We start from the raw sequence: 14,384 nt of genomic DNA, 5'->3' as shown, positions 1-14,384 counted from the left end.
GGAGTCACTACGCTGGCGGGACCTCTTCACCGAAAGGCCGATCATGCGCAGCTCCGTCTTCGACAACCTCGATCCGCGCCAGGTTCCCGCCGGCTTCTCCCTGGCGAACGGCAAGATGCTCCGGGTCCAGCTCCCGCACGAGGTGCTGGCCAAGCAGGGCTCGATGGTGGCCTTCCAGGGCCAGATGGACTTCGAGTACGAGGGCGCGGGCGGCATCGGCAAGCTGCTCAAGAAGGCCGTGACAGGTGAAGGCGCGTCGCTGATGCGCGTGCGCGGCCAGGGCCAGCTCTATCTCGCGGACAACGCCGACGACATCCATCTGTTCTACCTGGAGAACGAGGGGCTGACCGTCAACGGGCGCAACCTGCTCGCCTTCCAGCCGCAGCTCACCTGGGACATCCAGCGGGTGCAGGGCGCGGGCGTCGCGGCGGGCGGGCTGTTCAACACCACGCTCACCGGTACCGGGTGGGTGGCGGTCACCACGCACGGCACGCCGGTGCTGCTGGACGCGGCGGCCATGCCGACGTACGCGGACGGGCAGTCGGCCGTCTGCTGGAGCACCGGGCTGCACGTCGGCGTTAACCGGACGATGAAGGCCGGTGCGCTGATCGGCCGGGGGAGCGGTGAGGCCATGCAGCTCGCCTTCCAGGGTCAGGGGTTCGTGCTGGTGCAGGCGAGCGAGGGCGTGCCGGTGGTGAAGTCGCAGTAGCCATCCGGCCGAAGGAGCAGTGGGGCGCTGCCCGGTGACGGCTCGGGATTGTCCGCGACCTTCTCAGCGGCTCCTGGCGACGACGTGGACCAGCACGGATTCGTCGGGGAACAGCGGCGGCACGGCGATGCCCGAGCCGGCCAGCGCGGAGCCGGGCAGGGCGAAGTCGCCGGTCGTCCAGGTCGGGGCGGTCCCGTGCGAGGTCACGGGCATGAGCGGGCGGACCGAGTAGACGGTCGCCGGGTCGAGCCCGGGCAGCCGGAGCCGGCCCGGCGGCCAGGTGGACGGGCGGTCCAGCATGGCGATCTCATAGACGGCCTCGGAGGCGTCGGCGGCGACGACGCCATGGGCCTGCACGCTTTCGGGAGCGTCATCCAGGCGGACCACCACGCCCGTGTGCAGCAGGTGGCGGTGCCTTTTGTGCAGGGCGACCCACGAAGCCAGGTCGTCCAGCTCGCCGTCGCTGAGCGTGGTGAGGTCCCATTCGATCCCGTAGTGGCCGAAGAACGCGGTGGTGGCACGGAAGGCGAGATCGTGGCGGCGGCCGGTGGTGTGGGAGCGGCCTGCGCCGATGTGGCTGCCGATCAGCTCGGGCGGCAGCAGCTGCCCGGTCCAGCGCATGATCTGCTGGCGTTCCGCGGGGTCGATGCAGTCGCTGGCCCAAACGCGGTCGGTACGCTCAAGAATGCCGAGGTCCACCCGGCCGCCACCGCCCGAGCAGGACTCGATCTCCAGGCGCGGGTGCTCGGCCCTGATCTCATCGAGCAGCCGGTAGACGGTGTGCGTCTGGGCGTGGACGGCGGCCCGGCCGCCTCTCGCCGTGGAGCCCGCGTCCACGAGGTCGCGGTTGTGGTCCCACTTGATGAAGTCGAGGTCGTACTCGCGGATCAGGGCGAGCAGCCGCGTCTTGACGTACGCGTACGCCTCGGGGTTGGTCAGGTCCAGCACCTGCTGATCGCGGGCGAGCGGCGGCAGGCGGTCGCCGGTCTGCATGATCCAGCCGGGGTGGGCGCGGGCCAGGTCGGAGTCCGGATTGATCATCTCTGGCTCGAACCAGAGCCCGAACTGCATGCCGAGCTCTCTGACCCGCTTGACCAGCGGCGTCAGCCCGTCCGGCCAGACGGCGGCGTCCACGGTCCAGTCGCCGAGCCCGGCCCGGGCGTCGCGGCGGCCGTGGAACCAGCCGTCGTCCAGCACGAACCGCTCGACCCCGATCCTGGCGGCCCGTCCGGCCAGCTCCAGCAGGCGGTCGAGGTCGTGCTCGAAATAGACGGCCTCCCACGTGTTGAGCATCACGGGCCGGGGCCCGGACGGGTGCGCGGGCCTGGCGCGCAGGTGCTCGTGGAAGCGGCGGGCCGCGGCGTCCAGGCCGCGCCCGTAAGTGGCGTAGAGCCAGGGGCTCCGATAGCTCTCACCTGGCGCCAGGATGATCTCGCCGGGCAGCAGCAGCTCGCCGCCGCCCAGCATGGTCCGGCCGCTGGAGGTGCGCTCGGCGTAGTGGCGGTGGTTGCCGCTGAAGCCGACGTGCAGGCCCCAGGCCTCGCCGCGCCGGAAGCCGAGGTCGGCGGTGCCCGCGAAGAGGACGGTGGCGGCGTCGGGGCCGGTCCTGCCGCGGCGGTTCTCGCGCAGGTGGATGCCGGTGGTGAGGGGGCGGCGCTGCGGGATGCGTTCCTTGGCCCACCGCCCGGCCTGGTCGAGGAGGTCCGTGGTGGTGCCGGGCACGGGGAAGGCGAGGTTGAGCGCGTCCAGGGTGTAGGGGGACCGGGACTGGTTGCGCAGGTCCGCTCGGGCCCGCAGGAGGCCTGAGTCGCCGAGCTCGATCGTGATCGTGAGGCCGAGGCGGGCGTGCTCGTCCCTGGCGGTGGCGGTGAGGGTCTGCCCGGTCCGCTGGTAGGCGACACTGGTGAAGGCGGGGGACCAGCTCTGTCCCTGGTGATGCCCGGACAGGCCGGGCAGGCCCATCCAGCCGGTACGCGCCTCGGGCACCAGCGGGATCCGTACGGGCACGTCGACGCTGACGTCGAGCCGCGGACGGAGATCGGCCGCCAGGTGGGCCAGTGCCTCGTCCTCGAGCGGGCCCAGGTCCGGACCCCAGTGCAGGATCGCGGGCAGGGCATCGGGCGGACACTCGATCACCACGGACACGCCGGCGGCTCTGAAGTGCAGAATCTCCATGGACGGCGGTTTCATCCTTTCAGTCCTCCGCTGAGCAGGTCCAGCCGCCAGAAGCGCTGCAGGCTCAGCAAGAGGACGATGAGCGGGATCACCGACACGGCGGCGCCCACGATGGCGATGCCGTACAGGGTGGGCTGGCCCGAACCCTTGCTGAGCACGGTGTACAGGCCCACGGTGATCGGGAATTTGGACTCGTCCGACAGCATGATGTAGGGCAGCAGGAAGTTGTTCCAGATCCCGACGAACTGCAGCAGGAAGATCGTCACCATGCCGGGCACCATCATGGGCAGCCCGATCGAGCCGAAGATGCGATATTCGCTCGCTCCGTCGATCCTGGCCGCCTCCATCGTCGAGTCCGGGACGGAGGCCATCGCGTAGACCCTGGCCAGGTAGATGCCGAACGGGGAGATGAGGCTCGGCAGCAGGACCGACCAGTAGCCGCCCACCAGATCGAGCTCGGACATGATCAGATATTGCGGGATGGCCAGCGTCATGCCGGGCACGAGGACGCCGGCCAGGATGGCGTAGAACAGCAGGCTCCGGCCGCGGAACTCGTACTTGGCCATGGCATACCCGGCCAGCGCCGAGATCAGGGTCGAGGCCGCGGCGCCGGCGATCGCGTACAGGGCGCTGTTGGCCGTCCACCGCAGGTAGAGGCCGTTCCCGTAGGTGAACAGGTCGCGCAGGTTGTCCAGCAGGCCCGTCCCCGGCGCGAAGGTGAACGTCGAGAACAGCTCGCCGCTCGACTTGGTCGAGGCCACGAGCACCCAGGCGACCGGCACCAGGCAGTAGATCGAGCCGAGGAGCAGGACGATGGTGGGCAGGATCTGGGCGCGCCGGTGCGTGAGCACGCTGTTGGCGGCACTCATTGCATCCCTCCGAACGCGCGCTTCTGGGTGACCTTCAGGAGCACGACCGAGACCACGAGCGTGCCCACCGCCAGCAGGACGGAGGCGGCCGAGGCCAGCGCCAGGTCGTCGCGGACGAAGGCGTCGCGGTAGATGTGCATCAAGGGCACCCAGTCCCCGGAGATCTCCGGCGTCATCGGTTTCACGGTGGTCGGCTCGCCGTACACCTGCAGCGTTCCGATCAGCGAGAACAACCCGGTGAGCACGAGGGCCGGCGCCACCAGCGGGATCTTGACCCGCCAGGCGATCTGCCATTCGGAGGCGCCGTCGATGCGCGCCGCGTCGTACAGCTCCGACGGGATGCCGCGCAGCGACGTGAAGATGATGATCATGTTGAAACCGACGCCGCCCCACACCGCGATGTTGGCCAGCGACGGGTAGATGCCGCCCGCCCCGAGAAACGGGATCTCGCCCAGCCCCAGCTCCCGGGTCAGGTAGCTGAACGGGCTGGTCGAGGGCAGGTACATGAAGCCCCACAGCAGCGAAGCCGTCACGCCGGGTACGGCGTACGGGATGAAGATCGCCGTGCGGGAGAACCTCTTGGCCCGCGACCCGGCGTGGTCGAGGAGCAGCGCGAACAGCAGCGCCAGCCCGAGCGTGAGCGGCACGCTGATCAGGCCGTAGAGCGCGAGCCGGCCGAAGCCGGCGAAGAACCCGGGGTCGGTGAGCGTCTTGACGTAGTTGTCGAGCCCGACGAAGACCTCTTCGCGCGTGCCGAAGATGCCCTTGCCGGTCAGCCTCAGGCCGCGCGCGCTGAGGTAGATCGCGTAGCCGATGGGGACCGCCAGGAAGGCGACGAAGAGCAGCACGGCGGGCGCCACGAAGAGATACGGAGCCCGGGACCTGCGCTCCGCCCTGGGCAGGGCGGTCATGGGCCGGCGACCTTGAAGCCGGTGGTCTTCATGTCCGCCACTACGAGGTTCTGCGTCTTCGTCAGCGCGTCCCGCAGTGGGGTGTGATCACGGACCGCGGTGGCGACGGCGTCCTGGAACGCGCTGCTGGCGGTGCTGACGTTCGGGCCCCAGCTGATGTGCGGAATCGTGCGCTGAGCCGCCTTCGTGGCGATGTCCCAGTAGTCCTTCTGGTTCGCCGTCAGCTTGGGCGGTGCGCTGGTTCTCGCGGCCTGCTGCCCGGCCAGCGACGCCGGGTACTCGCCCAGCTCGATCTGGACAGCGTTCGCCGCCTTGTCGGTGTTCATCCACTTGGCGAACGTGGCCGCGGCCTCGGCGTGCTTGGAGGTCTTCGTGACGGTCAGCGCGGAGCCGCCCTGGAAGGCCACCCGGTCGTCGCCCTCCTTCCACTGAGGGAGTGGCGCGATGGCCCAGTCGCCCGCCTGCTTCTCCGCGATGCCGTACAGCACGCCCGGCGCCCACAGCGCGCTCGGCCAGGTGAGGATCTTGCCCTTGTTCAGCTTGTTGTTCCACTCCGGGGTGAGCAGCGGCTCGGCCTTGACGAGGTCCTTGTCGATGAGCCCCTGCCAGAAGTCGGCCACCGCGAGGGAGGCCTGGTCGGCGATCCCCACGGTCCACGTCTGGTCCTGGACCTTCCACCAGGACGCGCCGGCCTGCTGGGCCAGCCCGGCGAAGTTGCCGAACTCCGCGGGTGCGAAGGACGCGAGGTAGGTCTCCGGGTCCTTCTTGCGTACGTCCGCCGCGACCTTCGCGAAGTCCTGCCACGTGGCCGGCGGCTCGATCTTCAGCTCCTGGAAGCGCTTCTTGTTGTAGACCAGGACCATCGGGCCGACATCCTGCGGCACTCCGTACACGGCGCCGTCGAAGCTGGTCAAGTTCCACACTTCCGGGCTGAAGGCGGTCTTGACGTCGCCGGTGTGGGCGGAGATGTCGGCCAGCGCCCCGGCCACGATCATGGAAGGCAGGGTGTCGTACTCGATGCAGGCGGCGTCGGGGCCGTTGCCCGCCCGGGTCGCCGTGAGCAGCTTGGCGGCGGTGTCCGTGCCGCCTCCCACGTCGGTGTGCTTGACCTGGATGTCCGGGTGTGACTTGTTGAACGCTTCGATCTTGGGCTTCTGAGTGGTGCCCCAGCACCAGAACTCCAGCGTGACCGGCCCACTGGCCGCTGCCGGCGTGCTGGCGCTCCCGGACGTCGTGCTCCCGGACGTGCCCGATGAGCAGGCCGCGAGGACGGCGGCCGTGCTGAGCGCCGCGATCGAGCCGGCGAGCCTCGTGATACGCATTCGTGCCTTCTTCCTACAAAGCGGGCTGGCTTTGTAACAGAGCCAACCTAGGGAGAAGGTGAGAGCCATGTCACTACTTGTGCACAGATTTCTTGCGTGTTATGTGAACACGCTGTGACGTAGTGGACATGCTAGCTTTGCCGCGAAATCAAGTGAGAGGGCTGGCGCTGATGCGGGTGGAGCCTCAAGGATGGTGCGGCATGTGGGACGTCTTGCCCGACGCGGCACGCTCCATCGTCAAGGAGCTCATCATCCACGGTCCGCAGTCCAGGACCGCGCTGGCCAGGACCCTGCGCCTGTCCACCGGCAGCTTGACGCGGCTGACCAAGCCCATGGTCGACGCCGGGCTCCTCGTCGAAGGCGACGTGGTCCACGACCCGGTCAACGGCCGCCCGACCCGCCCGCTGGACGTGGCCGCGGGCGAGCACTGTTTCTTCGGCGTCAAGCTGACCGCGGACCGCGTCCACGCGGTCGTCACCGACCTGCGCGCCCAGATCGTCGCGGCCCGCGACGAGCCGATCTCCGACCACCGCCCCCAGGCCGTGTGCCGCCAGATCAGGGGGCTGCTCGATGAGCTGTCCGGCGGCGAGCGGACGCCTGTCGGGGCCGGTGTCACGCTCGGCGGCGACGCCCGCTCGGCGGTCCAGCTCGGCGGTGAACGGCTGGTCGACTCGTCGTTTCTCGGCTGGCGGCAGGTGCCGCTCAAGTCACTGCTGGAGCAGGCTCTGGGCATCCCGTGCGTGGTCAAGAACGACGTGGCGGCGCTGGGCCACCAGCATCACTGGTTCGGGGCGGCCCGCGGGCTGCGCGACTTCGCGCTCGTCTCGATCGGGGCGGGAGTCGGCTACGCCTTGGTCGTACACGATCATCTGGTGACGGCGGCCGAGTCGGACCTCGGCATGTTCGCCCACCTGGTGCTGAACGCGGGCGGACCGATGTGCGGGGACGGCCACCGCGGCTGCGCCTCCGCCTACCTGGCCAGCGAGTCCATCGTGACCGCCGCCGGGCAGGGGCTGCGGCGGCCGGTGACATACGAGGAGGTGATGCGCCTGGCCACGGAAGGGGACAAGGTGTGCCTCGGCGTCGTCGCCGAAGCCGCGGACGCGCTCGGCAGGCTCATCGCCCACGTCGCGACGTTCTCCATGGTCAAGACGGTGATCGTGGCCGGTGAGGGCGTGGAGCTGGCCCGCGTCGCCAAGGACGGTCTCGACCGGGCGCTCAGCGCGAACCGGCGCGGCCGGGTGAACTCGGTCGACGTGCTGATCGAAGTGGACGACTTTCGCGAATGGGCCCGTGGCGGCGCGGTCGTGGCCATCCAGAGTTTCGTAACCGGCAGCGACTGATCAGCGGCCGTGACACCCCCAGTTGGAGAGAACATGTATTTCGGCGGAGACTACAACCCCGAACAGTGGCCAGAGGATGTCTGGCTGGAGGACGTCCGGCTGATGCGGGAGGCGAAGGTCAACCTCGCCACCGTGGGGGTCTTCTCCTGGGCCCGGCTTGAGCCGTCGGAGGGCGTCTACGACTTCGGCTGGCTCGATCGCGTCATGGACCTGCTGCACGCCAACGACATCCAGGTCAACCTGGCGACCCCGACGGCCTCCCCGCCGCCCTGGTTCGGCTTGGCCCATCCCGACGCGATGCCGGTGCGGGCCGACGGGACCCGGCTCACCCATGGCAGTCGTGACACGTACTGCGTCAACGCGCCCGCGTACCGGGTGGCCTCGCGCCGCATCGCGACGGCGCTCGCCGAGCGGTACGGCGCCCATCCGGCGACGGCCATGTGGCACGTGCACAACGAGTACGGCACGACCTGCCACTGCGATCACTGCGCGACGGCCTTCCGCGCCTGGCTGCGTGACCGGCACAAGTCCCTCGACGCGCTCAACGACGCGTGGACCACGGCGTTCTGGAGCCAGCACTACTCGGCGTGGGAGCAGATCATGCCACCACGGACCACCCAATACCGGTCGAACCCCGCCCACCTGCTGGACTACCGCCGCTTCTGCTCCGACGCGCTGCTCGCCCACTACCGCGAGCAGCGTGACATCCTGCGCGTCCATGGGCGGCAACCGGTGACCACCAATTACGTCATGGCGGGGTGGACGCCGCTGGACCACTGGAAATGGTCGGCCGAGGTCGATCTCGTGGGCATCGACCACTACACCGACGAGCCCGGCGACGGCGGGCTCGCCCAGGTCGCCTTCGCCTCCGACCTGGCCCGCTCCTGGGCCCGCGGGAAGCCGTGGCTGCTGATGGAGCAGGGCGTCGCGGCCATGTACACCCCCGATGGGACGCTCCCGCTGGAGCCGGGAGAGCACGCGCGGCGCAGCCTCGAGTACGCGGCCCGCGGGGCCACCGGAGTGCTGCACTTCCAGTGGCGCGCCTCCCAGGGCGGGGCGGAGCAGTGGTGCCAGGGCATGGTCCCGCACGCGGGCGCCGACAGCCGGATCTTCCGCGAGATCGCTGACCTGGGCCGGACGCTCAGCGCCCTTCCGCCTGCGGAGCCCGCCGAGGCGGAGGTGGCCATTCTCTGGGACGACGAGGCCGCCTGGGCGCTGCGGAACCCGGCCCTGCCCGTGACCGGGCTGGACTTCCGCGCGTCGGTGGAGCAGGCGCACCGGGCGCTGTGGCAGCGGGGCCTCGCCACCGACTTCGTCCACCCTTCTCACGATATTTCGCGCTATCGGGCGGTGCTGATGCCGTCCCTGTACCTGATCTCTGACGAGGCCGTCGCCAACCTCACCGCGTACGTCGAGGGCGGGGGCACCTTGATCGTGTCGTACTTCAGCGGCATCGCCGACCCCGAGACCCGCGTCCGGCTGGGCGGCTATCCCGGCGCGCTGCGCGACCTGCTCGGTGTCCGCGTCGAGGAGTTCCGCCCCCTGACCGGCCCCGTCGCGCTGTCCGACGGGACGGCCGGCGCCTTCTGGAGCGAGACCGTCCAGTTGACCGGCGCCACGGCGGTCGTGACCTACGCCGGCGGCGGCCCGGCGGTCACCCGGCACCAGGCAGGCGCGGGCAGCGCCTGGTACGTCTCGACCCAGCTGGACGCGTCCGGACTCGCGAACGTCCTGGCACAGGCCGGCGTCTAGCGCCGGTTCGCCCGCTTCCCCCGCCGGCGGAAGCACCGGCTCGAAGGAGACCGATGATCGACGTACTTGACCTGGAGTCCACTCCAGCTGGCAGCGTCTTCCCTGTTGCCATTTCCGCGAAGTCAGGAAGAGTACGAGATGAATGATTCATTCCGGATCTTGGGACGTAGCGGCCTGCGGGTGAGTGCGATCGGGTTCGGGGCATGGGCGATCGGCGGACCCTTCATGGCCCGTGGCAAGCCGGCCGGATGGGGTCAGGTGGACGACGAGGAGTCAGTGGCGGCCGTGCGCCGGGCGCTGGACCTGGGGGTCACTTTCTTCGACACGGCCGACGTCTACGGCACCGGACACAGCGAGCGGGTGCTCGGGAGAGCGCTGTCCGGCCAGTGGGACGAGGTCGTGATCGCGACCAAGTTCGGCCTCACCTTCGACGCGGCGACGCGGACGCTCACCGGCGAGGACACCTCGCCCGGATACATCCGGCGAGCCTGCCGGGCGTCGCTGGAGCGGCTGGGAACCGATCACATCGACCTCTACCAGCTGCACGTCGGGGACGCGCCGCCGGAGCGGGTGGACGAGATGATCGCCACGCTGGAGGAGCTCGTCGAGGAGGGCCTGATCCGGGCCTACGGCTGGAGCACCAACGACCCCGAACGGGCGGCCGCGTTCGCGAAGGGGCCGCACTGCGCCGCCGTGCAGCATGACCTCAACGTCCTGCACGACACCCCGGCGATGCTGGCGGTGTGCGACACCCACGAGCTCGCCTCCGTCAACCGGGGGCCGCTGGCGATGGGGCTGCTCACCGGCAAGTACGGCCGGGATTCGCGGCTGCCGATGGACGACGTACGCGGCGATTCTCCGCAGTGGATGACCTTCTTCAAGGACGGCCGGCCCGCCCCGGAGTTCCTCGCCATGCTGGACGCGATCCGCGACATCCTGACCTCGGACGGGCGTACCCTCGCCCAAGGCGCCCTCGGCTGGCTGCTGGCCCGCAGCGGGCGCACGGTGCCGATCCCCGGCATCAGGACGGCCGACCAGGCCGAGCAGAACGCCGGCGCGCTGCGGCACGGGCCGCTGGCCCAGGCTCAGATGGAGCAGATCGATGAGCTGCTGCGGCAACACGCCGGCTGAGGCGTTACCGGTACGGGCAGCGAGCTGACGGCCTACCAGGCCGTCAGCTCGCGCAGGCGGTAAGACTTAGTTGATGCGGCCGTGCAGGAGTTCGACCAGTGTCGCGTGAGTCCGCTCGAGTGGCCGGTCCGGATACAGCGCGCGGCGCTCGATGGCGACCGTCAGGACCATGCCGAACACGGCCGTCGCCGCCGTCTCCACGTCCAGGTCCGCCCGGATCTCGCCGTTCGCGGCGGCCCTGCGCAGCACGCTCGCGTAAACGCCGAGTGCGCTCTGGCGCAGCAGCGCCACTGCCTCCTGCCACACCGTCCGCCACATCTCGGCCAGCAGCACCCGGGCGAAGGCCCCGTGCTCCTCGAAGAACCTGAGCTGGCCGAGCACCACCGAGTCGAGCGCGTCCAGCGCGCTCTCCCCGGTGTCGGCCTCGGCCAGCGCCTCGGCGAGCATGCTGATCGAGTGCTCCAGCAGCGCCTCGAACAGCCCCTCCTTGCTGCCGAAGTTGTAGAACACGGTGCCCTTGGCCACCCCGGCCCGCTCGGCGATGGCGTCGACCGTGGTGGCCGCGTACCCATGCTCGGCGATCAGCTCCACAGCCGCCCTGAACACCTTCTGCCGGGTGTCCTGCCTGTTCCCGCGCCTGGCGGTGCGCTCGTTTCGTTCGGTCACAGCGCCAGCTGCGGGTGCAGGCGCTGGACGGACCAGATGCGGCCGCGCTCAACGGCGAGCGCGGTGAGCGCGAGCCCAAGCACGAGGAAAACTGACAGCACGCCGCAAGCCTGCCACACCACGGTGGGATCGCCACCGCTGATCAACCTGCGCAGCGCCGATACCACCCAGCTCATCGGCAGCCACGGCGAGATCGTCTGGAAGAACCCAGGCGACGTCTCGATGGGATACGTCCCGGCCGCCGAGGTGAGCTGCAGCATCAGCAGCGCCAGCGCGGCCACCCGCCCGGGCGGGCCGAGCAGCGCGTTCACCGCCTGCACGACCGCCATGAACGCGGCGGCCGCGAGCAGGAGCAGCCCGATGAGCCCGGCCCAGTGCGCCGCCTCCAGCCCGAGCCCGAACCGCAGGACCGCCACCAGCACGCCCACCTGCGCAGCCCCGAGCACCGCCGCCGGCAGCCAGCCCGCCAGCGCGATCCGCACCGCGCCCGTCGTGCCCGCCAGCCGCCGCTGGTTCAGCGGCTTCAGGACCATGAACGCGATCATCGCACCGACCCAGAGCGCCAGCGGCAGGAAGAACGGCGCGAAGCCGGTGCCGTAGTTGGGCACCTCGTTGTCAACGGTCTTGGCCAGCCGGACCGGATCGCTCATCACGTCCGCGCGGTCGTCGCGCTGCCCCTTGTCGTAGTCGGGAATCCGGGCGGTGCCGTCGCCGAGCCCGCCTGACAGCTTCTTCGATCCCTCGGCGAGCTTGGTCGCGCCCTTGTCCGCCTGGCCTGCTCCGTCGTGGAGCCGGTCCACACCGGTGCTCAGCGCGCTCGCGCCGTCGCTCAGCCTGACCAGCCCGCCGCCCAGGCGGCCGATGCCGTTCGTGACCTGGCGGGAACCGTCGGCCAGCTGGGTCGCGCCCTGATAGAGCCGGTCCGCGCCGGTCGCGGCCGTGCCCAGACTCGAGTTCACCTTCGCGGCACCGTCGGCCAGCTTGCCCAGGCCGGTGTCCAGGGCATTGAGCTGGTTTCTGGCCTGGTCCAGCCTGGAGCCGAGTCGGGGCGCCGCAGCCGCGATCTTGCGAGCCTGCTTCGCCAGCTCCCGCGCCTGGTTTTGCAGGTCCGCGACGCCGTCGGTCCCGGTTCCCGCACCGCTGCCGACACCGCCGCTGTCGCCGGTCCGGGCGGCGTCCTGGGCTTGGCCCGCATGAGTGGCGGCCCGGCGGGCGGCGGCTGCCGCGTTCCGCAGTAGGCCGCGCACCTCGGGGTCGGCGTCCGCGCCAAGGCGGTCGAGCGCGGCCTGAGCCTGCGAGCTCGCCTCCCTGGCGCTGTCGGCCGCGCTTCCCGCCTGGGCGTTCGCCTCGCGAACGCTGTCGGCCGCCGCGCTCGCCTGCGTCGCGCCGGTCGCCAACCCGCTGTCGGCGACCTTGTCGGCGGCGGCGGCGACCGCCTCGGCGGCCTGGGAGATCTTGGGGCCCCATTCGTCCAGCACGGGGACGTACGCGTCGGCGAGCTGGTTGACCGTGCGAGTCCGAGCGTGAACCTGCTGGTATGCCTGCCTCGCTCCGGAACTGAGGGGAGAAGTTCCTTCCGTATGGAGTTTGTGCAGGCCGTCGCGCAGGTGCCCGATCCCCTGCTGCGCCTGCGTGAGGCCCTGCGTGACCTGGGCCGAGCCATCACTCAGTCGGCCCGTGGCGGAGTTGGCGGTGTTCAGGCCGGCCGAGAGCTGCCGGGCGCCGCTCTCGGCCGTGCCCAGGCCGCTGCTGAGTTGCGAGACGCCGTCACCGAGCCGCACGACGCCGTCGTGCAGCTTGTCCGCGCCCTTGGCGGCCTCCGCGGTCTTGTCGTGGATGTCGCCGATCGAGACGAAGACGTTGTCGAAGTAGTCGTGGATCGCCGTACGCTCGGCCGCCGCCCGTACCTCGTTGAACACCGCGTCCGAGATGCTGCCCATGATGTAGCTGCGGCCCGTGTCCACGCGCAGGCCGAGCCGCGCCGGGCTCGGTACGGCGTCGTCGTCGCCGGGTGAGGCCAGCTTGGCACTGAAATCGGCGGGCACGGTCAGCGACAGATAGAACGTGCCGTCCGCCACCCCGTCGGCCGCCTGCTTCGCGGTGGACTCGTGCCAGCCGAGCACGTCGCGCTTCAGCAGCTCGCCGGCCAGGTCGCGGCCCGCGTGCAGGGTCTTGCCGGCGGCTTGGGCAGGTTGGTCCTCGACGACCAAGGCGACCGGTACGCGGTCCAGATTGCCCTGCGGGTCCCAGAACGACCACAGATACAGGCCTGCGTACAGGAGTGGCAGCACCACCACTGCCGCCAGCGCCGCCCTCGTCAGCCGCGACCGCAACATGCCCTTCACGACAGCTCCACCAACTGGTCGAAGCGGGCGGGAGGCGTCACGCATGAGGCCACCACCGCGTGGTCCAGCTCGCGCAGCAGGTTCCACAGCGCCTGCTGCCGCTCGACTGGCAGACCCGCGTCCACGTTGTCAGCGACGATCACCTTGGGTTCTTCCAGCAGCGCCAGTGCGGCACCCAGCCGCACGTGTTGCTCCCGATCCAGCTCCCGCACCAGCACTCGCTCCTGGCCCGCCAGCCCGACCCGCTCAAGAATCTCCTGGTACGGCCGACGTCGCCGCTCCCGCAGGTGTTCCCCGACCGTCAGCGACCGGTCCAGATCCGTCACGCCGTCGATCAGCGCCAACGCCACGGCTTTGCGGATGGCGCGTCGCCTGGCGTGCCCTGCGACGTTCAGGGCGCCTTTCGTGGGCTTCATCCGCCCGGCCAGCGTCAGCAGCAGGCTCGTGCGCCCACTTCCCGCCGAACCCGCGACCACCGTGAGCGTGCCCGCCCTGGCCTTCAACGAGACCTCCGGGTACACCCCCTCGATCGCCAGCCCTTCCGCAATGATCACCGCAACCACCCCTCTTTAAACTGACCAGTCAGTACAAAGATAGGGCAGTCCGCATGGCCGCACTCAAGGAGATGTGGTGGTATTCGTCACCTTTTGCGACTACCTTGAACAGCCCGGCGGCGGTCGGTACCACTGTGCTTGGGTGGCTCTGACCAGGGCTGGTATGGGGTGCGTGGGTTGCCCTTTGGGTGGGCGCCGGCTGTCAGGGAGAAGTAGTGGTCCGGGCGACGTGAGTGTGAAGCAGGCGGGGGGAGGGTTCGAATCCGTGGCCGACCTGCTGCTTCTCCAGGTAGAGCGGAACTTGTGGTCCTGGCCGCGGGCCTCGTCCGCGGTCACCCACTGGGCGGGGGCGCTGTGGGTCGCCAGCACTCGCTCCAGCATCGCTTGAGCCAGAGTGGGCCTTGGGTCGCGAACGTAGCGTGGTCGGCGACCGCATCGGCCTTCTCCACCATGGCCACCCGGTTGTCGTGCGTGACGATCACCAGAGTGATGCCGTCCGCGCGGGCCGTACAGGTGAGCTCGTCCATCAGCTGTTCGCCGGCCAGCGAGTCGAGCGCGCCGGTCGGCTCGTCGGCGAAGACCACGCGCGGGCCGGTGACCAGCGCGC

Annotated in this window: 11 protein-coding genes and 1 pseudogene; 4 read left to right on the top strand and 8 right to left on the bottom strand. The window is 70.1% G+C overall.

Translation table 11 applies throughout. The features are described from left to right. The first annotated feature begins 43 nt into the window (after window positions 1–43). Window positions 44–709: an AIM24 family protein gene (locus tag AB0B64_RS51205; protein ID WP_357962375.1), complete on the top strand. Its 666-nt coding sequence runs from the start codon at window positions 44–46 to the stop codon at window positions 707–709. A gap of 63 nt (window positions 710–772) precedes the next feature. On the opposite strand, the gene AB0B64_RS51200 is transcribed toward AB0B64_RS51205, so the two are convergent. Genes AB0B64_RS51200 through AB0B64_RS51185 form a run of 4 tightly spaced genes read right to left on the bottom strand, consistent with a single transcriptional unit; the run spans window position 773 to window position 5,986 of the window. Beyond that, window positions 773–2,884 (bottom strand): alpha-galactosidase, encoded by a 2,112-nt coding sequence (locus AB0B64_RS51200; protein ID WP_358197224.1) that lies wholly within the window; start codon window positions 2,882–2,884, stop codon window positions 773–775. Between the two features lie 11 nt (window positions 2,885–2,895). Beyond that, on the bottom strand, window positions 2,896–3,753 hold the full coding sequence (locus AB0B64_RS51195; RefSeq protein ID WP_357962379.1) for a carbohydrate ABC transporter permease: 858 nt from the start codon (window positions 3,751–3,753) through the stop codon (window positions 2,896–2,898). Beyond that, window positions 3,750–4,664, bottom strand: coding sequence for a sugar ABC transporter permease (locus AB0B64_RS51190; protein ID WP_357962382.1), 915 nt, complete (start codon window positions 4,662–4,664; stop codon window positions 3,750–3,752). Before AB0B64_RS51190 ends, AB0B64_RS51195 begins: the two co-directional genes overlap by 4 nt. Continuing rightward, window positions 4,661–5,986, bottom strand: coding sequence for a sugar ABC transporter substrate-binding protein (locus AB0B64_RS51185; protein WP_357962385.1), 1,326 nt, complete (start codon window positions 5,984–5,986; stop codon window positions 4,661–4,663). The genes AB0B64_RS51190 and AB0B64_RS51185 overlap by 4 nt, the downstream gene beginning before the upstream one ends. A 200-nt stretch (window positions 5,987–6,186) precedes the next feature. Between AB0B64_RS51185 and AB0B64_RS51180 the strand changes: the two genes are divergently transcribed. The 3 genes from AB0B64_RS51180 (at window position 6,187) to AB0B64_RS51170 (ending at window position 10,212) form a co-directional block, all read left to right on the top strand. Beyond that, entirely contained in the window at window positions 6,187–7,329 is a 1,143-nt protein-coding gene (locus AB0B64_RS51180; RefSeq protein ID WP_357962388.1) for an ROK family transcriptional regulator, read from the top strand. 33 nt (window positions 7,330–7,362) lie between these two features. Further along, window positions 7,363–9,081 carry a beta-galactosidase gene (locus tag AB0B64_RS51175; protein WP_358197214.1) on the top strand — a complete coding sequence of 573 codons (1,719 nt, stop codon included), beginning with the start codon at window positions 7,363–7,365 and terminating at the stop codon, window positions 9,079–9,081. A gap of 138 nt (window positions 9,082–9,219) precedes the next feature. After that, entirely contained in the window at window positions 9,220–10,212 is a 993-nt protein-coding gene (locus tag AB0B64_RS51170) for an aldo/keto reductase (protein WP_358197213.1), read from the top strand. A gap of 66 nt (window positions 10,213–10,278) precedes the next feature. Here the strand turns inward: AB0B64_RS51170 and AB0B64_RS51165 are convergent, their stop codons facing one another. From AB0B64_RS51165 to AB0B64_RS51150, 4 genes and pseudogenes are all read right to left on the bottom strand, one after another. After that, window positions 10,279–10,878, bottom strand: a complete 600-nt coding sequence (locus AB0B64_RS51165; protein WP_357962396.1) for a TetR/AcrR family transcriptional regulator — start codon at window positions 10,876–10,878, stop codon at window positions 10,279–10,281. Continuing rightward, a complete protein-coding gene (locus AB0B64_RS51160) occupies window positions 10,875–13,214 on the bottom strand; it encodes a YhgE/Pip domain-containing protein (protein WP_357962402.1) in 2,340 nt (779 codons plus the stop codon). The genes AB0B64_RS51165 and AB0B64_RS51160 overlap by 4 nt, the downstream gene beginning before the upstream one ends. A gap of 5 nt (window positions 13,215–13,219) precedes the next feature. Then, window positions 13,220–13,777, bottom strand: a complete 558-nt coding sequence (locus tag AB0B64_RS51155) for an ATP-binding cassette domain-containing protein (RefSeq protein ID WP_357962399.1) — start codon at window positions 13,775–13,777, stop codon at window positions 13,220–13,222. A 332-nt stretch (window positions 13,778–14,109) separates the two neighbouring features. Continuing rightward, window positions 14,110–14,384 (bottom strand): annotated as a pseudogene (locus AB0B64_RS51150) (hypothetical protein); the annotation flags it as partial.

It is taken from the genome of Nonomuraea sp. NPDC049129, assembly GCF_040648495.1.
In the GTDB taxonomy this organism is placed as follows: domain Bacteria; phylum Actinomycetota; class Actinomycetes; order Streptosporangiales; family Streptosporangiaceae; genus Nonomuraea.
This window is presented reverse-complemented; position numbering and strand designations above follow the sequence as displayed.

What these genes read in the sequence shown, in the direction of transcription:
- AB0B64_RS51195 (WP_357962379.1), bottom strand. Translation starts at nt 3,753, where the DNA reads ATGAGTGCCGCCAACAGCGTGCTCACGCACCGGCGCGCCCAGATCCTG.
- AB0B64_RS51205 (WP_357962375.1), top strand. Translation starts at nt 44, where the DNA reads ATGCGCAGCTCCGTCTTCGACAACCTCGATCCGCGCCAGGTTCCCGCC.
- AB0B64_RS51160 (WP_357962402.1), bottom strand. Translation starts at nt 13,214, where the DNA reads ATGTTGCGGTCGCGGCTGACGAGGGCGGCGCTGGCGGCAGTGGTGGTG.
- AB0B64_RS51185 (WP_357962385.1), bottom strand. Translation starts at nt 5,986, where the DNA reads ATGCGTATCACGAGGCTCGCCGGCTCGATCGCGGCGCTCAGCACGGCC.
- AB0B64_RS51200 (WP_358197224.1), bottom strand. Translation starts at nt 2,884, where the DNA reads ATGGAGATTCTGCACTTCAGAGCCGCCGGCGTGTCCGTGGTGATCGAG.
- AB0B64_RS51175 (WP_358197214.1), top strand. Translation starts at nt 7,363, where the DNA reads ATGTATTTCGGCGGAGACTACAACCCCGAACAGTGGCCAGAGGATGTC.
- AB0B64_RS51180 (WP_357962388.1), top strand. Translation starts at nt 6,187, where the DNA reads ATGTGGGACGTCTTGCCCGACGCGGCACGCTCCATCGTCAAGGAGCTC.
- AB0B64_RS51190 (WP_357962382.1), bottom strand. Translation starts at nt 4,664, where the DNA reads ATGACCGCCCTGCCCAGGGCGGAGCGCAGGTCCCGGGCTCCGTATCTC.
- AB0B64_RS51170 (WP_358197213.1), top strand. Translation starts at nt 9,220, where the DNA reads ATGAATGATTCATTCCGGATCTTGGGACGTAGCGGCCTGCGGGTGAGT.